General features: G+C 44.8%; 14 protein-coding genes. All 14 read right to left on the bottom strand.

Going from position 1 to position 21,796, the window contains the following annotated elements; all coding sequences use genetic code 11:
• Positions 1-10: 10 nt before the first annotated feature.
• On the bottom strand, positions 11-3,565 hold the full coding sequence (locus GPM24_RS14355; protein ID WP_158827497.1) for a malectin domain-containing carbohydrate-binding protein: 3,555 nt from the start codon (positions 3,563-3,565) through the stop codon (positions 11-13).
• Positions 3,565-6,426, bottom strand: coding sequence for a glycoside hydrolase family 95 protein (locus GPM24_RS14350; RefSeq protein ID WP_158827496.1), 2,862 nt, complete (start codon positions 6,424-6,426; stop codon positions 3,565-3,567). Before GPM24_RS14350 ends, GPM24_RS14355 begins: the two co-directional genes overlap by 1 nt.
• A 6-nt stretch (positions 6,427-6,432) precedes the next feature.
• Positions 6,433-9,195 (bottom strand): alpha-d-galacturonidase, encoded by a 2,763-nt coding sequence (locus GPM24_RS14345; RefSeq protein WP_158827495.1) that lies wholly within the window; start codon positions 9,193-9,195, stop codon positions 6,433-6,435.
• A 207-nt stretch (positions 9,196-9,402) separates the two neighbouring features.
• Complete coding sequence (locus tag GPM24_RS14340) at positions 9,403-10,956, bottom strand: MGH1-like glycoside hydrolase domain-containing protein (RefSeq protein WP_158827494.1); 1,554 nt, start codon at positions 10,954-10,956, stop codon at positions 9,403-9,405.
• 35 nt (positions 10,957-10,991) lie between these two features.
• Complete coding sequence (locus GPM24_RS14335; RefSeq protein WP_158827493.1) at positions 10,992-12,011, bottom strand: zinc-binding alcohol dehydrogenase family protein; 1,020 nt, start codon at positions 12,009-12,011, stop codon at positions 10,992-10,994.
• Positions 12,012-12,014: 3 nt separating this feature from the next.
• Entirely contained in the window at positions 12,015-12,854 is an 840-nt protein-coding gene (locus tag GPM24_RS14330; RefSeq protein ID WP_158827492.1) for an amidohydrolase family protein, read from the bottom strand.
• 17 nt (positions 12,855-12,871) lie between these two features.
• Entirely contained in the window at positions 12,872-13,891 is a 1,020-nt protein-coding gene (locus GPM24_RS14325) for an aldo/keto reductase (protein ID WP_158827491.1), read from the bottom strand.
• Between the two features lie 229 nt (positions 13,892-14,120).
• Positions 14,121-14,885: an SDR family NAD(P)-dependent oxidoreductase gene (locus tag GPM24_RS14320; protein WP_158827490.1), complete on the bottom strand. Its 765-nt coding sequence runs from the start codon at positions 14,883-14,885 to the stop codon at positions 14,121-14,123.
• Between the two features lie 60 nt (positions 14,886-14,945).
• Positions 14,946-16,226 carry an L-fucose:H+ symporter permease gene (fucP, locus tag GPM24_RS14315; RefSeq protein ID WP_158827489.1) on the bottom strand — a complete coding sequence of 427 codons (1,281 nt, stop codon included), beginning with the start codon at positions 16,224-16,226 and terminating at the stop codon, positions 14,946-14,948.
• 50 nt (positions 16,227-16,276) lie between these two features.
• On the bottom strand, positions 16,277-16,861 hold the full coding sequence (locus GPM24_RS14310) for a LutC/YkgG family protein (protein ID WP_158827488.1): 585 nt from the start codon (positions 16,859-16,861) through the stop codon (positions 16,277-16,279).
• Positions 16,862-16,951: 90 nt separating this feature from the next.
• Positions 16,952-18,325: a lactate utilization protein B gene (locus GPM24_RS14305; RefSeq protein ID WP_158827487.1), complete on the bottom strand. Its 1,374-nt coding sequence runs from the start codon at positions 18,323-18,325 to the stop codon at positions 16,952-16,954.
• A 1-nt stretch (position 18,326) separates the two neighbouring features.
• Positions 18,327-19,061 (bottom strand): (Fe-S)-binding protein, encoded by a 735-nt coding sequence (locus GPM24_RS14300; RefSeq protein WP_158827486.1) that lies wholly within the window; start codon positions 19,059-19,061, stop codon positions 18,327-18,329.
• 21 nt (positions 19,062-19,082) lie between these two features.
• Positions 19,083-20,471, bottom strand: a complete 1,389-nt coding sequence (locus GPM24_RS14295; RefSeq protein WP_158827485.1) for an FGGY-family carbohydrate kinase — start codon at positions 20,469-20,471, stop codon at positions 19,083-19,085.
• Between the two features lies 1 nt (position 20,472).
• A complete protein-coding gene (locus GPM24_RS14290; protein ID WP_158827484.1) occupies positions 20,473-21,747 on the bottom strand; it encodes a sugar isomerase in 1,275 nt (424 codons plus the stop codon).
• Positions 21,748-21,796: the final 49 nt, after the last annotated feature.

The raw sequence follows: 21,796 nt of genomic DNA, 5'->3' as shown, positions 1-21,796 counted from the left end.
CAATATGGCCTTACTGCATTTCTATGCTTGATATACATAGCCCGGCAGCCTGCTCGGCAGATATAATCAATTTGTAATTACCAGCATTGATGCTGGTACCCGTAGTGGTAGTCACCGTGCCGGACTTTCCTTTTTGTACCGGCTTAAAAGTAACGTTTTCAGTTTTCATCACCGTTCCATCTGCCGCCTGAAGTTCCATTTTACCGGTAAAAGATTTATCCGTTTGGTTATAATATTTAATGCGTAAGGCATACAGGTCAGCCACGCCCGGTGTCAGGATAAAGGTAGCTGTTCCGGCTGTTGAACCGGTGAATCGAATTACTTTTTTACCGCTCAGGGTATCAGGCACTGTAGCGCCTTGCGTAAGGGCGTTATCCGCTTTATACGTAACGGTTTTACGTAGATCGGTAGCAGGTTCAAGTTTCACACTCGGTAATACCGCTATCGTGTATAGTAAATATCCGGCATTTTCGCCCAGCACAACTGTTTCATCTTTTTTAAAAAGCTTGCGGTATAACTGCAAGGACTGGCCATTTTGGGCATCCGTTTTCACAGCCAAACCGCTCACTTCATAATCTTTTAGCCAGGATGGCCGTTGATTTGGCGATGCATCAATAGCGACATACACACTACCATCAGCTCCCATTGTAAATTTGGCTGACTGTGCGCTACTTGCGGTTTGCAGCCAATCGGCTCCGTATAAAACAGGTGGCAATTCATTTAGGGTGATATTTGACCGGTCAGCATAAAGCTTATCACCAATATCCAGCCAAGATTTTACTTTCCAATTCGCTGGCACATCTAGCTTTTGAATAATACCTGCTGATGGCGGAGCAGCGGTAGCTTTTTGATTTAAGGTACTAACAGCAATAGCCGAAATGATAGCCTCACCGGCATTAGCATTAGGGAAAGACAGTATGAGTTGCCCACCGGTGATATGCGCTTTTATGGTCTTTTTCAGTGCCTGATTAGTGCCTGCTTCTTTCCAGACATCCAGATCATGAAGGACTATTTTATCGTTAACTGCTACATTAAACAGCCGCCATCCGCTGCAATCCATGCCGCCACCTATACCATACCACGGCTCAGTAAAATACAGATCCAACTGGTAATCGCCATCGGGTACCGGAAATGAATATTTTAACTTATTGGTGCCGTATCGAAATGATTGAAATAGCTGACTATCATTCGTACCTTTAATTACATCAAACGTGCGTTGCTGACTGGCAAAGAATGCCGGCATACCTTCAAAATCATCCGTCCAAGATAGGGAACCCCAATTATTTTTTCCAGATTGATGACGGTCGGCCTGCCATAAATTACCATTCCCATCCTGATAATCATCACCACCGCAATTCACCCGGTACAAGTATTTTTGACCAGGCACTGGTTTTAAGATATCGCTGTTTCCCGTGCTCAACTGATTAAGACGAGGGGCTTTGGGCAGATGATTAAGAACAATGTAATCTTTTGCAACAGCTTTACCATTTACATAGCCTACTGCATACAGTACATTGTATTGCACATTCACATCGTCCCATTGAAAATGGGTGCCAATGCCTTGCCTTTTCTTTTTACCAAACGATACGCTTTGTACATCATTAAATAACTCCACCTCATCGCAGTTAGAATATACTGTTATGCTATCTTTTCGTCCGGGTTTAACCCAGCGGTTGGGCCAGGTATGCGAAACAATATAAATCATCGGTTCTTTATCTTTGGATGCATAGTTGGCGCGGTACATGTAAAATACATCCAATGGCAGCCCCCACGGGGTAAACAAACCTTTGTAATTGATAGGCCCTACCCTATCCAATTCCCGCAAGCCTTCGCCACCTTGTATACGGCCGGGGTTTTCGTGCGAGTACAGTAACCAGTGAAACTGCCCGGCTACTTTACCTTTTACCGACTCCGCCAAACGTACTTTGGTTTCCATTAGCTGCGCCATGCGGTCTTCACTTACGGGGCCGTTTGCTACAAATGGGCCTTCTGTGTGTAGTTCCAGGCTGCGCCAGGCACCGTATTCGCCAATTAATATCTGTTTTTGCAAATCTTCGGCATAAGTAAGCGGGTTACCGCCGTAGGTGCCGGTCCAATTTTGGGGTACATCCCAATCGGTGCCTTTACCGCCATTGCAGGTAGTTACTTTACGTTGTACAGATGCCGTTGGGTCTAGCTTGCGGATTAGTTCGGTACACTCCCGTGCAAAATCTTCGGGTAGTTTACTTTCATTTTCCAATCCCCATAAAATGACAGACGGACTATTGCGTCGCTCTTTTACCCATTCAACCAGTAAAGCTTTATAATTAGCCCGAAAAGCAGGTGTATTAAACCAAATATGCGCCGAATATTGCGGCCACCAAAGCAACCCTAATTCGTCCCAGTACTTCTGATATTCCAGATTATGAGGTTGATGTGCATCCCTGAAAGCGTTAAAGCCAGCAGCACGGGTTTGCATAACACGGGCTTTTATTTCCTGACTGGTAAAGGCATGGCTACGCCCCATCAGGTGTTCATATTCGCCAATACCGTTTATGAAAACAGGCTTGCCGTTCAGGTAAAATCGGCCGTCGCCATTATTTTTATCAATGCCCCAGCTAACCCAACGGATGCCGTAGGTGGTGGTGGTTTCGTCGATGACCTTTTGTCCGCTCCGTATCTGCGTACGCAAGCTATACAGATAAGGGTTTTGCAGCGACCACAAGTGTACATTGCCTGTTAAGTTTAGCTTTTGTGATACTGTATAAGATGAGCCAGAATTAATATTTGCAGCCACCTGTACATGGGCCACTTCCTTTCCGCTTTTATCCAGAAGTGTACTTACTATAGTAAATTCCTGCTTTTGCGCAGTATAGTTTTTTACCTCTGTTTCTAAATTCAACAGAGCCGATTTCTCGGACACCGTGGTATCATTCCAGATATGTACGCCAAACGGCTCTACCCTGACAGGATTAGTAACCATCAGATGCACCGGCCTGAAAATACCCATAGGCTGCGAACCTTCCGAAAAGCCAATTTCATCCGAACAGCCACCGCATACCCAAGGTAAATCGGCTATGTTGGCCGGATGATCGGCCCGAACACTTAGCAGGTTGGGTTTATTGAATTGAATAACTTCCGTTACATCCAAGGTGAAAGAGGTACGCCCCCCGGCATGATAACCCACTTTTTTGCCGTTAAGCCAAACGGTAGCGTACGAACTAACCCCCTCAAACCATAAAAAGTAACGCTTACCTGCGCCTGCATTTCTGGCTGTAAAGGTTTTGCGATACCAGGCATAGCCGTGACGGTTGCCATGCTTTAACCGCCGGTAACCTTCATAGGTATCCCAGTTATGCGGTACAGTTACGTGTGACCAGACCTTATCGTCAAAATTCTGATTTTCGAAACCCGCATAGGCGGTTGATTGCGTGTTGTTGGCTATGCTCCGCCAATTGTTATTTATAGAAATATCCTGCCTTAACTGTGCTAAAGCACATGTACTTACCAATAGGCATACTACCTGAAGCAATATTTTACTCAAGCATTTTTTAGAAGACAAGGTATGCCTGTTCGATAAAATCATTATGCTTTAACTAATTTTAAATCTGCATTAAGTTTATAGCTACGCCCTTTTTGAGTGGAGAACTTAATAGATTTACCTTTATAGATTACGGAACAAGCGTTGCCTGATTGCGAAGTTATTTCCACCCGCTCCAACTGTCCGCTTTTCCAGTTAAGATTAAGCACAAAGCCACCTCTTGCCCGGATACCTTTTACCTCGCCGTTAGGCAATGCTGATGGCAATGCCGGCAGCAGTTCCAAGTTGCCCGACTGGCTTTGCAGCAGCATTTCGGCTATACCTGCCGCACCGCCAAAGTTTCCATCAATTTGAAATGGCGGATGGGCATCAAATAAATTATGATATACGCCGCCTTTTTCGTGATTTGGCACTGCATCTGCCGGTGATAGCAGTTTGCTAAGCATCAGGTAAGCATGATCGCCCTCGCGCATACGCGCCCATATGTTCACCTTCCAGGCAATACTCCATCCGGTCCCGTCATCGCCTCGGTAATACATCGACTTCTCTGCCGCCTTCATCAAATCGGGGGTTTGCCAGGTGATGTCTGTACCCGGATATACGCCCCACATATGCGACACGTGGCGATGGGTATCGGTCGTATCATCCTTATCCTGTAGCCATTCCTGCAACTGACCGTATTTGCCTATTTTATTAGGTGCTATTTGGTTATACTTTGTTTGCAACGTTTGGCTGAACTGCTCATCTACCCCTAAAATTTTGGCGGCAGCTACACAGTTCTTAAATAAATCACGTATGATCTGATGATCCATAGTTGGGCCGGCCACCAAACCGCCGTGCTCGGGTGAGTTGGATGGTGTGCTGATCAAGTAACCTGTTTGCGAATCCTTAACCAGATTGGCATTGAAGAATTCAGCTGCACTTTTCATTAACGGATAAGCGCGGTTCTTTAAAAATGTCTTATCCTGCGAATATTCATAATGCTCCCATAACTGATGGCACAGCCAGGCAGCACCGGTAACCCATATACCATGATCAGCCGCGTTAACCGGTGCCGTACCACGCCACACATCGGTATTATGATGCAATACCCACCCCGGTGCATTGTAATGCGCTTTGGCCGTAAGCTTACCGGTTTGCGACAGATCATCAATCATATTATAAAGAGGCTCTGCACAGGCTGACAAGTTCAAGGCTTCGGCAGGCCAGTAATTCATTTCCAGATTGATGTTGGTGGTGAATTTGCTACCCCACGGCGGTGTCAATAAATCATTCCATATGCCTTGCAAATTAGCCGGACCACTACCTGGTCGTGATGAAGATATCAGCAAATACCGCCCGTATTGCATAAACAGGCTGATAAGTGATGGATCGTCGGCACTGTTGAACTTTAATATACGCTGATCGGTAGGCAGTGCGGCGTTTTTGCCCTGGTTTAAGTTAATAGAAAAGGTATTGAACAAGCGCTGATAATCGGCCAAATGCACATTTTTGATAGCTTGGTAATTTTTGTTACCTAAGCTGGCTACGGCCTGTTTGCAAATCGCATCAGGGTCGCCCGAAACATCTTTATAATTTTTATAACTGGTAGCTGCGGTTAGATACAATGTAGCCTCATTAGCGCCTGTAATGTTGATACCTTTAGCTGAAACATCCACCTTTCCGCCTTTAGTTTGCACGGTTAAATAAGAAACCCCTCTTAATACACCATTGCCAACTTTTAAAGATAAGGCCAGGGTATGATCGTTTACTTTGCGGAGCAACATATTTTTATGCAAAGTGCTTAGCACAGCATTAAAAGTAAGTTTACTAGGTTGATTAGCTGTGAGCCGCATAGCAATTACCTGATCGGGCTTACTGGCAAAATACTCGCGACTAAAGTTAACACCGTTGCTGGTGTAAGTTACATGAGCAGTAGCGTTATTGATGTCTAAGTCTCGCCGGTAATTGGTAATATTACCCTGGTTAGGAAACAACAAATAAACATCGGCAAACGGCTGATAATCGGCGTTGTAACGCGGAAACGCCGGTGGGTTAAAATCTTGTATCCAGTATTGCCATGCACCGCTTAGCTTAATGCCGCTATCTAGGCTTTCACCTTCCGGATATACCATCAGCTCTTTTGCTGCGCTGGTTAGTCCGCCTTTATCCCAGTAATTAATTACCTGTATGGCCAGCTCGTTTTCGCCATTATGTAGTGCAGAAGCGGGTATGGTATACTTACGATAATTCGTTCCATCAGTAGTGCCTATTTGTTTACCATTCACGTAGGTAAAATCCATATCACGGATGCGGCCCAAACTTAGTACCAGGTTTTTGCCTGCCCATGAGGCAGGAACAGTAAAGGTTTTATGAAACCAAACGGCTCCGTCCAGTCCTTCAAAACCACGGGTTGTTTCCCATCCTTTTTCGGTAGGCAGGTTAATGCTCGTCCACTTTCCGGTTTCGAAAGCTGGTGTTTGTGATAGATTTAAGTTGCGTATCTTTTTGAACCAAGCTGCTTTTTGCGCCTCATAGGTATCTTCATTGTCCTTTTTGCCCATGAAAAGCGCTTCGGCCAGCGAATCGGCAGCTTTTTGTTTGCCTTCGGCCAGCAACTGGCGGATAGGTTGCAGGTATTGGGCAGCTCCTTCGCGCTGATAATCACGTGGGCGACCAGTCCACAAAGTTTGCTCGTTAAACTGTATACGTTCGGTATCTATGCCGCCAAAAATCATGGCGCCTATACGACCGTTGCCAATGGGTAAGGCATCTGTCCATTTTTTGGAAGGCTGATTATACCATAGTTTTAAGTTCTGTGTTTGAGCTGACACATTACCAGCACTTAATGCAGCCAGCAAGCTCAATACACCTGATATAAATAGCCCCTTCTTGTGGCTAACGAAATATGAAAACTTGGCAAGCATAAATAATTAGTTAAACAGCCAGCGTAAATCTTTAATGTTACCTGTGGCACTCAACCCGGCATCATAAATCGGCACGGGTTGTGCATCGTCAATAAAGCCAAGCACTAAACAGGCACCTTTGCCTAAACTGAGTGTGTTAGTACCCGGCTTAAACGTGTAGGTATGAATATTTACCGGAGGCATTCCCGGAATCAGCGCAGCATTAGCCATCTTAATATCGGCCTGACCAAAATCGTTAGCGCTGGCATCAGTTTCCAATTGGGGTGGCTGCAAATACGGCCCAGACTTTTGCGTATAAAATCCAACCAGCACTTTAACCGGTTTACTATTGCTAAACTTGATGGTAGCACCATCGCTTACTTGTTTGGCTTTAGATAGCTTTATACCTTTTAAACCTTTTAACTCTGGTCCAAAATTTTGAATAACGGCTGCCGTATCAGCGTAGGGCTGTTCCCCGGCATTCCAGGTGTAGAATCCTTCGGTACCACTAAGTACTTTTACATCCGCATTGGTAAACTGAATTTTTTGAGCTTGTTTAGCTTTTGTCGCTGGCAACTTCAGCGAGTCCAGATTCTTCTTAAAATTATCCAGTTCTTTTTGATACACCGGCAACAACTCAATCCAAGTTTTCATTTTGGCGTCGTTACCACCAACAGGAATTTTGCGCTGCTTGGTTTGCATACTGTTAGCATACAGGTAAGTGTCTTTAGTTAAATTGACCAATTGTTTAAAATAAGCCAGGCTGCTTTCCATTTCGGGCAGGGCATTTTCCAAATCGGCCACGTTGTTAGAGTATTTATATCTGAGTACATGCACGGCTGCCTTTATTTTGGCCGAATAGCTATTAGCCATGGCATTGTAGCAGTACATATCATTCTTAAGCCGTTTGAATTCATCCGCATTACGTGTAACACCTGCTGTAGCCTGATTAATGGCTTCCACAGCCTTTTTACCGTATAACGGAACATTGCTGGCTACGTCAATAGGTGTTTCGCCTACGTGTTGTTCATGTTTCCATTCTTTTTCAGCATAATCACTTAAAATCTCGCCAACAGGCGCTTCTGAGGTGTATAACAAGCTGAACAAGCCATATTTTTCGGGATTAACAAATTGGCTCATCAGCATACCCAATGTCATGGTCTGGCGGTTACCATCTGTAATACCTACCCTACGCAATATTTGCGGTGATATTTCGCCGGATTGCTCATAAGCTTCTAGTATGGCTTTGCCTTGCTGCGGTGTACAGCCATAACGCGCCGCTAACTGGTTGCCCCAGTAAGCTATCTCTCCGGCCCGGTCACGGTGACAGTTCCAGGCGTAGCGCGACCATTCTTTGTACCAAATCCAGTCGCGATCCAGTTGAAACAAACGCTGATTGGCACTATCGGCAGTATATGGCCAGTCCCAGTAAGAAGCTTGCGGGTACAGGTGCAAACCATTGGCTTCGTACTCGCTGTGCATTGCCTGCACACACTTTTGTATAAAATCGGCCGAACCATAACGGAACGGTTCCAGGTTGGCTAGGATATGTACGTTCTCTATCTGCACGGTACCGATACGGCTAAGCGTGCGGTGCAAATCAGCCCACGAGCCGTGCGGCGTATAGGTGGTTAGCGCCTCTCCATTATATTTAGCCATAGTGTACAGGTTTTTGTATAATGGCATAGCATATTTCATTACCGTAGGTGCATCGCTATCATGCGCACGTAATACAATAGGTGGTTCATCAGTACGACCTAAGGCTTTTAAACCATCTTTTACACCTGGAATAATAGTTTTGGTGAACCAATCCACATCATCTTGTCCTACACCTTCCATGGCTTCACCTAAGGTAATCAGCAAGCCAACATTAGGGTACTTTTCAACAAATGCGGCTATAGATTTGCGGGTGTAATCAGAAATGATTGGGATGATATGCCGGTTGCGGTCTTGCGTAACCAGATTATGTTTTTCGGCGAAGGGCTTAGGTACGATAATATTATAAAAGCCCTGCACCAGCCAAATGCCACGCTTATCGGCCTCATTGGCTATAAAGCGGTATATATCCTCGTTCTTTTTAAACGTAGCATCGTCTACTTCTACTGCCTCTGGGTAATCTTTCACCCGAACTAAAGAAGCAAAAGGATGCCCGTTCCAAAGGTACAGGGAGTTCATGCGATTTTGCGCGAGCGAATCAAGATAGCGCAGCCAGAGTGCTTTATCGTAAAACCACGGAAAACTTTCGGGCGTGTACGGATACTCATATGTACCGCGGCCCGGTAACAAAAAAGGTTTTTGAACACCAATGCACGCGCCGCGCATCACCATCTCGGGCTGGTCTGTTAATTGGAGGTTTACCGGCAGCTTCCCTTTAGCCTGCACCTGATCGGCCAGTTCCAGGCAACCATATAATGCGCCTGAGTTATCGGCGCCAGCAATGACAATATTGTTATTGGCCGATTGCAGGGCAAACCCTTCTTTACCCGGCTGGCGGCTTACTTTAATTTTATTTTTATTTAATGCCGCTTTAAGCCAGGCATCCTGCAACGTACCAACCGTTATTGATATTCCTTTGGTTGATGCGGCCGGTTGATACATTATATTAGCTGTATAGCCATGCTTACCTAAAACTGCAGCCAGCTTTTGAGCGCCATAAGTAACACGTGCATGACTTGCTTTAGATAACACGATATTTACCGGCTGGGCAGCAGGCTTAGCGTCTGCCTGGTAAAAATTAGATAATAAACAATACAGACAGGCAATAATGCAGCCTTTGGTTAGTTTAGCCATAAATAGGATTTCTCCAAACTGCTAATTACCTTAAATATTCCCTATAAATTTATGCAAACGCATACTTTATTTTACTACAGGACTTTAAGTTAATTATCAGGTTAAATGTATAATTGGTAATTCAATATTGCCAAAACTACCTGTACAGGCCTATCAAACCCTATAACATTTTTTCATGCTATTATATTATCTTGCCATCTGCACCAATCAGGATGGAAGTTTTGCGGAAAGATGCTTCAATTCTTTAGCTCTGCCGATTTCTTTGCCATCAGCATATATACGTAAACCCTGTCCTTTATGGTAACGGCTGCCGTCTTTGTCCCATAGGATGGTAATGTTGCGACCGTGATACATTACGTTATCCAGGCAAAACCAGTTCCATTGATTTTGCGGGATAAGTGGATATATCTCCAAAGTGTTATCATTCCTTGGCTTCAAGCCAATAAGGTCACTGATTACCAGATCACAAAAGGTAGAGTGATTATAGTAGCTGCTACGCGGATTATCACCTTTTAGCCAATATCCTGTTTTCTCGTCCTGATACTCGCCCAAGTAAGGCAAACCTCGCTTTTGATGTGAAGCCGCATATTTATGCAGTTCATTATAAAACACTTGGGCCGACATCCCATCATGATGTTTGTACCGGGTAAGCAGGTTAGCCAGGCCGGTTAAGGTTTGCGAGGTGGCAAAAGGCCAAACTGCACCGTCCCATTCGCAGCCGTGGCCGGTGCCATGCGTTCTGAACAGCGGATGACGGCGTTCGGCCGTGGTAATACCCCAAGGGGCATTAAAGCCTTTTTCATCGGTAAGCTGTTCCCACTGTTTGGCGTATTTGGCTTTATCATCTGGCAAGTTAAAATACCATGGGATGTAGCCTAACTCTTCGCGGGCGTCACATAGCTTACCGTTAGGATATTGCACTTTGAAGAAAGATGAGGTATCGTCCCATAAATTTTCCTGAACTAAATCTTTCAGCTTCGCTGCTCTAAGGCTGTATCTTTTTTGCAGGGTATCATTGGCAGTAAGCTTAGCCATGTCGGTTAAGGCTACTGCATTACCGTACATGTAGCTGTTGATAGTTGGCCGTACATTTTTTAGCTTACGCGATCCGCTGATGGATTCTTCCATAGCATCACGAACGTCAAACTGCCAAAACATCTGACTCGGCAACTGCTTTTCGGTTTCCCATAGCCGGTAATCTGCATCCAGCGCCGGAACCAATTTTTGAATAAACGACTTGTTCTGATTTACCAAATAAAACTTATAAACCGCATCATCTATCCAACTGCTAAAGGCGTGCAGATGCGGCTTTTTCTGTTTAGGATCAGTAAACAGCCAAAACGAAATATATTGCTCGACGTATTGCGGATTTCGCAGCCAGCGACCCTCGTAGATATGATGACCTAAAGCGCTGCTTACCGTATTGTATATACCGGCGTGATTTACAGGGGTAATAAACTCGGTAAACACATAGCCATCCGGCGTTTGCTTTAGGTGTTTTCTAAAAGTCCACCAGCGGTAATAATATATTTTTTCGATGGTAGAATCGGGGCATTCAAATACCGGAACGTTTTGTGTCATCCAGGCTGCAGCCTGTTCATTGGGCACCAGGTTTTTAACCGTTTCTGTATCTGTGCGGTTAAACTCAGATACGTACCTGTTTAACTTATCAAAACCCAGTACCTGCTTGTTTTGAGCATTACTTAAGGTGTAATTCAACAATGCAGCAACAAAAAATCCGGCAATTTTAAATCCCTTCATAAACCAGCTTCAACTATTTTATAATATGATGTTTATTAATCAGCATGACTAATCATGGCTTTTATTACTTTCATTTCGGGATTCAGCCAGTTTTCAAACTGATCTTTTACCTGGTCAAAGTCCACCCGGTGGGTGATATAAGTTTTAGGATCAACCAAACCTTGTTTCATACTGGCTATTACGTGTTCAAAGTCCTGCCGTGTAGCATTCCGGCTGCTCATCAGGGTCGACTCGCGTTTGTGAAATTCGGGGTGACTAAAACTAAATGCTTCTTTTTGCAAACCGATCAATACATAACGGCCACCATGTGCCAGATAATTGATACCGCCTTCAATGGCCTTTAAATTACCGGTAGCATCGATTACAACGGTAGCCATATCGCCATTAGTAATACGACGCAGTTCTTCCGCCGCATCCGCCTCAGCCGGATTAATGGTGTGTTGGATATTCAGCTTCTCACGGCAAAATTCCAAGCGATCGTTGCTCACGTCCATAGCTATTACATTGGCACCGGCTATACGGGCAAATTCCATGGTGCCCAAGCCTATTGGTCCGGCTCCAATTACCAGCACAAACTCACCAGCCTGCACATCGGCACGGCGCACGCCGTGCGCGCCAATTGCCAAAGGTTCAACCAGCGCCAGTTCATCATAAGATAAACCTTCGCCATGTACCAGTAACCGCGATGGTACGGACAGGTATTCCACCATTCCCCCATCAGCATGTACGCCACATACCTGTATGTTTACACAGCAATTAGGCTTGCCCGATCGGCAGGCAATACATACGCCACAGTTAAAATAAGGTATAAAGGTAACGGCCTCTCCAATGGCAAAACCCGGAGCATTATCGGCCTCCACTAATTCGCCCGAAAGCTCGTGGCCCAGCACGCGGGGATAACTAAAGTAAGGTTGCGTTCCTCTAAAGGCATGTAAATCTGTTCCGCAAACGCCAATACGTTTTATTTTGATGATGGCTCTGTCTTTTCCGAGAACAGGTTTTTCCTGCTCCTGATAGGCAAAGGCACCGGGTGTAGTACAAACTAAAGTTTTCATTTATTAATCAATATCTATCTGGTAAATACGCGCGGCGTTATCGCCCCAAAACAGGTCCTGCTCATGGGCTGATAATTGTGTGGTATAATTTTTCACTAGCTCTATCATACGGCCATACCCACCGGCTACCATGCACACCGGCCAGTCTGATCCGTATAATAACCTACCAGCACCGAATGCTTTAAACACCACATCCAGGTAAGGTTCAAAATCTTTTTCCTGCCACTGATGCCAGTTGGCTTCGGTTACCATGCCCGATACTTTGCAGCTAACATTTTGATATTGCGCCACGGTTTGTATATCGCGCGCCCAATCATCAATGGTTTGGTTTTTAATATCCGGCTTAGCAATATGGTCGATGATAAAAGCCTGATCAGGGAACTGTCTTACCAGCTGTGCGGTGTATTGCAACTGGTCGGGAAAAATTAGCACATCATAAGTAAAGCCATATTTGCTTAGCAAACCGATCCCGTGCTTAAATGCCTCTGTCAGCATCAAATCGCGTTGCGGCTCGCCCTGCAAAACATGACGAAAGCCTTTCATCTTTTTGTATTGGCGATAGCGCTTTAAACGGTCCTCAACATCGTAAGCCTGCAAGTCAACCCATCCTACCACACCTTTAATAGAATCGTATTCATCCGCCAGCTTTAATAAAAAGGAGTTATGCTCTTCTGATTGGTCGGACTGCACCGCAATACATCCTTGCAAACCATGCTTGCTTAGCAAGGGTTGCAAATCATCCGGCAAAAAATTGCGACGAATAACTTCCATATCATCGGTAATCCAGCTATCACGCTCTTTATCAAACTGCCAAAAATGTTGATGCGAATCAATTTTATACATAGGTATGGGGTTGGTATCTATAAATTCTCTATCTCGGCAGACATCAGGCCCTGCTTTTTCATATCCTCCCAAAACGCCGCCGGTACTTTTACACTGGCCATATCAATGTTGCCTTTTACCCGCTTGGCGTTGGTAGTGCTCAGTGCAATACTGGTTACGCCGGGTGCATTCAAACCAAACTGTACAGCAGCCTCGGCCGGACGGATTTTATACTGATTGCACAGCGCGAAGAACTTTTCGCGCCAGGTTAGCAAAGCTTTATCATGTTCGTTATTGGGGTCAACTTCTTTGTAGTTATAATACTCACCACCCATCAAAAAGCCGCCGTTAAAAACAGCCGAATTGAGAATCAATACACCCTTGTCTTTTAACGATTGCATGTAGGCCAACAAATCGGCCGGGTGGCTGTGCACGGTCATGCTGTTGGCAATCATTACCCAATCCAGCGGCACATCATTGGTTATTTTCTGGATGGATTTCCAATCTTTAGCGCCTACCCCTACAGCCAGTACCTTACCTTGCTGCTTTAACTCAAACAGTGCGCGGTAGGCGTTCAGTATATCCTGGTAACGTTTTTCCCGGTCGGCTTCTGTTTCGGCAGCAGCCAGATACTCGTCCGGATCGTGTACCGATACCAGTTGCGCGTCATAACCGTTTAACAGTTGGTTACCTTGTTCATAGCATTCCAGTATACCTTCGTAACTTATTTTTTGAACAGCATCGTACTTTAAATCACGCCACACACCGGGTTCAAAGGTTGGTTCGGGTGTTGTTAATTCGGTACGATACCAACCTAGTTTATTACTGATAATTACGTCATGTTTACTAACACCGAGCGCATTTAACGCATTGCCTAGCGATTCTAGCGCTAAACCCGCGCCATATTTGCCTGCCGAGTCGAACACAGCAGGTTTGGGCGAATTTTCGATAATTTCTTTAACAATCTCCTGCTTTACACTTTCATCAAGTGCGGTATACAAGTTGCCCAAACTACTGGTGCCAAATATTATTTTAGGTAACGATACGGTGTTCGCCATGTTGTTTTAAGTCAAAAAGTCCAATGATTTACACTACGGGCAAGTTAAGTAATGTTGAAACGACTGCTCGGTAGCTATAATTGGTTAAAATCAAAGGGATAAAAAAAGCACAGATTAAAACTGTACATATTTAGCATTCTATTATGATAAATTATCTTTCATAGTAACAAAAGCATCAACATTGTATAATACAATACATTATTGATGCTTCAATAAGGGATAATAACTTTTAATTGTTGAGCTTGATGAAACCACCATCGATAGGATAATCGCAACCGGTTATAAACCCTGCTTCGTCCGAGCATAGGTAAAGCGCCAAAGCAGCCACTTCATCAGGTTTGGCCATGCGGCCGATGGGTTGACTTTTGGACAGTTTTTCAAATATTTCAGGTTCCTGACCGGGATAGTTTTTGGTGATAAAACCATCCACAAACGGCGTGTGTACCCTGGCCGGAGATATACTGTTGCAACGGATTTGGTCATTCAGGTAATCGCGCGCTATAGAAAGCGACATCGCATAAATAGCGCCTTTACTCATGGAATAAGCAAACCTATCTGTAATACCCACATGCGAGGCGATCGAAGCTAGATTAAGGATAGCGCCACCACCGTTAGCTTTCATTAACGGAACAACCGCATATAAACAGTTGTAAGCACCTTTTACATTTACGTTAAACACCCGTTCAAAATCAACTTCAGCTGTTTTTTCAACGTTACCCACATGCGCAATGCCTGCGTTGTTTACTAAGATATCTATCTTTCCGATGGCTTCAAAGGCTTCAACCACAGCCTGCTGATCGCTTACGTTAACGGCATGTACCTGCGCATTGCCACCATCAGCTTCAATTTGGGAGACTACCTGGCTGCCGGCCTCGGCATTTAATTCGATGATGTGAACATGTGCGCCCTGCTTGACAAACAGCACAGAGATGGCTTTGCCAATACCGCTGCCTCCGCCGGTAATTACGGCTACTTTATCTTTTAAACTAAACATGTCTTTCTAATTATAGTAAACGATTGCTGCAATGCAACGAATGATTTTGCTTAAATCCGACTATAGCACCTGCTCCAAAACTATCTTCTTTTGTACTCGATGCCCTTTCAATCCATAATATAAAATAACGGCGAAACATAACAGCGGAACCCAATAGGCCACTTGTATGCTGCCGGTTTTATCTGATATAAAACCCATTAGTAATGGCGCAATTGCACCGCCAATAATAGCCATTACCAAGAATGACGCTGCAATTTTGGTTTCTTCGCCCAGTCCCTGAATACCCAACGCAAATATGGTAGGATACATAATAGACATGAAGAACGGCACTGCCATAACCGCATATAAGGCTACGGTACCTTTGGTGTATAACGCAACCAGTAATAGGATTACGTTAATTAGCGCATATAAACTTAACAGTTTTGGCGGCTGTATAAAGCGCATTAATAACGTACCGGCAAACCGGCCGGCCATAAAACCAACCATAGCTATAGCACCCCATAAAAAGGCGGCTTGTTTTTCATTCACATCGGCCACAAATTTGGCGTAGCGGATAAAGAAGCTGCCCACGCCTACCTGTGCACCTACATAAAAGAATTGTGCGATGATGGCCCAACGCAAGTGCGTATGGCGCAACACTTTTGCAGAAAAGTTAGTTCCCGGTGCGTGCAGATCTTCTGCGGAATCGTCTTCCTTTACATCGGGTAGCTTGGTGAATAAGAACAATATCAATAAAAGTAACACTCCACCGGCAATGATCATATAAGGCATCTTGACAGTATCAGCTTCAGATTGTAGATAGGCGTTTACTTGATTAGGCGACATTTGTTTGATTTCCTGAGCCGAATGCTCTACTCCGGTCAAAATAAATCGCCCACCTACAATAGGTGCTATAAATGCCCCCAGACCGTTAAAGGATTGGGCAAAGTTTAACCGTTGAGCAGCCGTTTCTTTATCACCCAGAATGGACACATACGGATTGGCCACGGCCTCCAAAAAAGTAGCACCGCTGGCTATTACAAATAAGGCGAACAGGAAGAGGAAATAGTTACGGTCGGACGCTGCTGGAACAAACAGAAAAGCGCCAACGGCATATAACGTCAACCCCAATAAGATACCATTTTTGTAGCCAAACTTGTGCATGAACAACCCGGCAGGAATGGCGATCAGAAAGTAAGCCAGCGACACAGAAAGGTCTATAAACGACGATTGCGTATCACTTAAATGGCAAGCCTTTTTGAGGTGAGGTATCAGTATGGGATTTATGTTGTGCAAAAATGCCCACAAGAAAAATAAAGACGTAACCAGTATAAAAGGAAACAGGTAGTTCTTTCTGGCCATAGGGTTCTCAAAAAATGTACAGGTTTATAAAGTGGTAATGATAAGGATATTTATGTGGCCATCAAAAAAACATTCATGCTGCGCGGCCCATGAGCGCCCAGCACCAGTGACTGTTCAATATCCGCTGTTTTGCTCGGACCGGCTATAAATGCGCCATAGCCATAGTTTTTGCTGCCGATAACTTTATAAGCCACGTGCATGGTAGGCACAATTTGACTGATGGGTACCACAACTGCCAGATGCTGACAAATAAACGGAAACACCCTGCGGCCCATTAACTCTTCGGTTACCCATACGGCCCCATTTTCGGCTACGGCAAAATGCGCACTGATAATGGCCAGCTCTACGTTTTCCAAGCCATGTATATCATTATCAAAAACGTGTACCTGATGATGCGGATGCAACTCGGACACCGTGTTAACCACCCTACCTTCGGTAAACTTGGCATTTAAAATGCCCGTTATTTCATCATAGCCACCTACCTGATAAGCCGTTCCACCTATACCTGTTAATACCGAAATGTATTTATCCACTACACTATCTGTATCACCACTAAATACACTTAAATCGGGCAATGGCGTTGATGCTGGCTGATTACGTGTTACGGCAGCTAATATTTTTTCTCTGCTGGTCATTTTTAATTCATGGTTGATAGTTCTTGGTTCATCGCTCGTTTGGCCACTTGCACCAGAAAAATCTTGGCTCTTAATTCTTGGCTCCTATCTCTATTTTCCTCTATTCTTTGCGTACCATTCGCCAAATGATTCTTTTGGTGGCGTTGGCATATCCCGCTGCTTGTACCAAGGATTCAGTTTGTTGTTAACTGCAAATGGCGCAAACTTAATAGTGGCCCGCCCCATTTTACCGGCAGCATGGTACAAAGTAGGCGACGATAAAGTGGCTGCCATAACCTGCATCGCAATCTTTTTACCGGCAGGCGCATAACCGGCCTTCACCAGCACCTGCCGCCATTTATAAAGCTGCTGATGTATATCAATTTTAACCGGACACACGTTGGAACACGAGCCGCAAAGCGTAGAGGCAAATGGCAGATCGGCATACTTTTTCATGTCCAAGTTAGGTGCCAGTATGGAACCTATTGGGCCCGCCACCGCTGTATGATAACTATGACCACCACTGCGGCGGTAAACCGGACAGGTGTTCATGCAGGCACCGCAACGGATACATTTAAGGGAGTTACGAAAATCTTCGCGCCCTAATTGCGTACTACGGCCGTTATCTACCAGTACAATGTGAATCTCTTTACCTTCGCGAGGTTTGCGATAGTGACTGCTATATGTGGTAATAGGCTGGCCGGTGGCGCTCCGGGTAAGCAGTCTTAAAAACACGCCTAAGTGCTCACGTTTTGGTATCAGCTTTTCGATACCCATCGAGGCAATGTGTATTTCGGCCAAGTTGGCACCCATATCGGCATTACCTTCGTTGGTACATATTACAAACTCGCCCGTTTCGGCAATGGCAAAGTTTACGCCGGTAAGGGCAGCTTTACGGGTCAAAAATATCTCGCGCAGGTGATGGCGGGCGGTTTCCGTTAAAAATTGCGGATCGTCTACATTAGACGGTGTACCTAGGTATTTGTGAAACAAATCGCCAATCTCGCCTTTCTTTTTGTGAATACAAGGCAGTACAATATGGCTCGGGTGCTCGCCGGCCAGTTGTACAATACGCTCTCCTAAATCCGAGTCAATTACATCTATGCCATGCGTGGCCAGGTAATCGTTCAAACCGCACTCTTCGGTAAGCATTGATTTGCTTTTCACCATACGGTCAATCTGGTGCTGCTTAAGCAAACCTAATATGATTTCGTTGTGCTCTTTTGCATCGGCAGCCCAATGCACTTTTACACCGTTGGCAAGCGCACTTTTTTCGAACTGCTCCAAATAGGTGCTTAAATTCGATAATACATTATGCTTGATATTAGAAGCAGTTTCGCGCAACAGTTCCCATTCGGGCAACTGGTGAACGTTTTTATCGCGCTTCTGGCGTATCCACCATAAGGTTTCATCGTGCCAGTCTACACGGTCTTCGTCTTTATTAAATACTTCAGCTAGTGCTGCATGATCTTTGTTACTTTCCATCTCACTCTGCATTTAGTATTTCTGCAATATGCATCACTTTCACTTTACTTCCCTGGCGTTTTAAAATGCCTTCCATGTGCATCAGGCACGACATATCTACGCCGGTAATATACTCGGCACCGTGTTGCAGATGATCGGCCACACGGTCTTTACCCATTTTAGCCGACACAGCTTCTTCCACCACGCAAAATGTTCCGCCAAAGCCACAACATTCGTCCTTACGGTCAAGCTCAATCAGGTCAATGCCTTTTACCATTTTAAGTAGCGAGCCCGGCTTTGAAAAAGCAGGTGCCACCAGTTCGGTCATGGAACTCAAGTGCAATCCACGCTGACCGTGGCAGCTTTGATGCATGCCTACCCGGTGCGGAAAACGCGATGGCAAACTTTCCACTTTCAACACATCGGTTAAAAAAGATGTAAGCTCGTATGTTTTTTGGCTGATGGCATGTGCCAGTTCCTCCTGTTTCTCGTCGTGCAAATGTTCGCGGATATGCAACACGCAGCTACCCGAAGGGGCAACAATGTAATCGAACCCCGCAAAGTTTTCGACGAATAAACGATTGCAGCCACCCGTCAAATGTTCAAAGCCCGAGTTGGCCATTGGCTGACCGCAACAGGTTTGATTTTTGGGATATGCCACTTCGACGCCCAGTTTTTCTAACAGTTGCAAAGTGGCTATGGCTGCACCAGGATAAAACTGATCTACATAACACGGTATAAATAATCCTACCCGCATCTTCTCTCCTAATAGTGTAAATTAAGTTGTAATAGCTTGTGAAGCCGAATAAAACTTCAGCTCCAATAAATCATGAGGCAACGGCGCCGTATTCCAGGAATGGTGTATGGCCAGGGCCGCACCAACCGCTGTGGCTTGCGCCATTGAAGCAGCAAACACTTCCATGGTTGGAAAAGCCGAAGCTAACAGGTGCATATATACCGAATTTTTACTGAACCCGCCATCAACAAAAATGCGCTTTACGGCATTGCCCTTAAGCACATAGCCTGTTGCTATTTTTTGCTGATTCACGATATCCATCATTAAACGATGATAGGCTTCGGTTTCGTTTGCAAATTCGCTCAAATCGCGATGACCAAATACTGATACTTTTAAGCTATTTGCCCCGGTAATAAGTGTTTGTGGTTCTTTAGTTAACAGCTGGGCAACCACATCAGCATCATACTTTAAGGTACGGTAATGCGCCGTGTTTTGGTTAAAATGCGCGGCAATGCGTTTTACCTGCTGCTCATACTCGTAACCCGCAAATAAGCGCGAGGCTTTTACCGGCTGCCCTTTGTACTGGATGTAATTTAAACAGTCGTTTTTCAATTCATCAGCGCTTAACGGCGAGTGATCGAACGGGTTTAAACTGATGGTCCAGGTACCGGTTGACAATAGCACAAATGGTTTAGTAAAACTTACCAGATAAGGTATTAAGGCAGCCGAACTATCGTGCAAACCTATACCTACCTTATAACTGTTGCCCGGAAATGATGCGGGCAAAACTGTGTTTGCATCTAATATGGGTGCAAGTTTGCTAATCGCATCTTCTTGTAATACCCAGTTATGATACTGCTGCTTTTCGAAATCCCATAGTGTAGTATGGCAGCCAATACTGGTTAAGTCCGTGCTGGCCTGACCTGTAAGCAAATAACTTAGATATTGCGGCAAGTGCAACGCATATTTAACTCGGCTATATACCTCGGGCTGCTCATATTTTAAACGATATAACTGCAAACCGGAATTAAGGCTCCCCAGCACCGGCGAAGCAGTTTGACGGGCAACCTGCTCCTCCCCTCCGTAAGTATCGTAAAATTGCTTATGCAAGTTTTCAGGATATGGTTTCAGGTAGTTGTAAAGCGGCGTTAAAGGCATTCCCTCCTCATCCACATATACAAAACTGGCACCGTATGATGAAAAGTTGACGGCCTTTACCTCAAACTCTGATCGCCGGAAAATGGCGTGCAACGAATCGAATACCGATAAGCGTAAGCTATCCACATTCTCGCAGGCATCGCCATCTTCGTCAACCGTTTCGTTAAACCGTGCCGATTTTTCATAGACAATTTTGTAATCCTCATTAAAGAGGAATAGCTTTTTATTGGTTTTGCCTACGTCAAATACGGCTATAACGGGAGTTGCTGCCATTTTATAATCCTGTAGCTACGGTTTTAGCACCGCGTTCTTTAATTAGATTGTTACGTACATCCAAACTACGGTAAGCTGATAACGGGTTTAAAGCACCGCCTTCTCTTAAACGAGCTTCGGCCACTAGTGGACGAACATCCGTGCGGTAAGCAGTTTGCAATATCTCCTGAGCAGCCACTGCATCATTAGCAGTCTGTGCGTCTTTTAATGCAGCCGTATCAACCAGCAAAGCCTGTGCATACGCAATTTTTATGGCCTCTACCGATTGTAGCAAATCTTCAATCGGGTCTTTCAAATTGTGCGAGGCATCAATCATCCAGCCAATATCCGTAGCGTGTGTCATACCGCGTGCGTCCATACCTTCTACCAGTTCGTTAAAGATCAGGAATAGCTGATATGGATTAATGCTACCCACAGTCAAATCATCATCACCATATTTGGAATCGTTGAAATGAAATCCGGCTAGTTTGCCTTCCATTAACAGTAACGAGACAATTTGTTCAATATTGGTATTGGGTAAATGGTGACCCAAATCAACCAATGTAGATGCTTTTGAACCTAGCTTGTTGGCCAATAACAAAGATTGTCCCCAATCGCCAATGGTGGTTGAATAGAAGTACGGCTCGTAAGGTTTGTACTCTATCCATACTTTCCAGTCGTCGGGCAGGGCGTCGTATATCTCCTGCAAACTTTCCAGCGTATTTTGAAATGCCGTACGGAAGTTCAACTGGCCGGGAAAGCTTGAGCCATCGGCCAACCATACCGATAAGGCACTGGAACCCAATTCCACACCGTATTTAATCACCTCGATATTATGCTCAACAGCCTGCTTACGCACCGCTTTATCAGCATGATGCAATGAACCGAATTTATAGCTTTGCTGCTGGTCTTGCTGATCTTGAAAAGTATTAGAGTTAACCGCGTCAAAGCGTAAGCCATGTTGTGCCGCAACAGCTTTGATCGCATCTGCGTTTGATGGAATATCCCATGGAATATGGAGTGAAATAGAATTGCTTGACTTGTTGAGTGCATGTATCGCGCCTACATCCTCAATTTTCTCTTCTAGGCTGCGTGGCTCCCCACCGCCCGAAAAACGGCCGAAGCGTGTACCACCTGTACCCAGCGCCCAACTTGGAATAGCAATATTAAATGCCTGAAGCTTTTTCATCACCTCATCCAGGTTTGGCACATCAGCAGCTACATACTCAAATTGGCGCTGGTGTTTGCTGCTTAACTGATGATTTTGTTCATCAATTCTATATTTTTCTATAAGCATAACTTATTCTAATTGGTTGGTTCATAAATGGTCATAGTATATAGTTGGC

This window comes from Mucilaginibacter lacusdianchii (assembly GCF_009770985.1).
GTDB classification, from domain to species: domain Bacteria; phylum Bacteroidota; class Bacteroidia; order Sphingobacteriales; family Sphingobacteriaceae; genus Mucilaginibacter; species Mucilaginibacter lacusdianchii.
The sequence above is the reverse complement of the archived record's forward strand: the minus strand, read 5'-3'. Positions and strand labels throughout refer to the sequence as shown.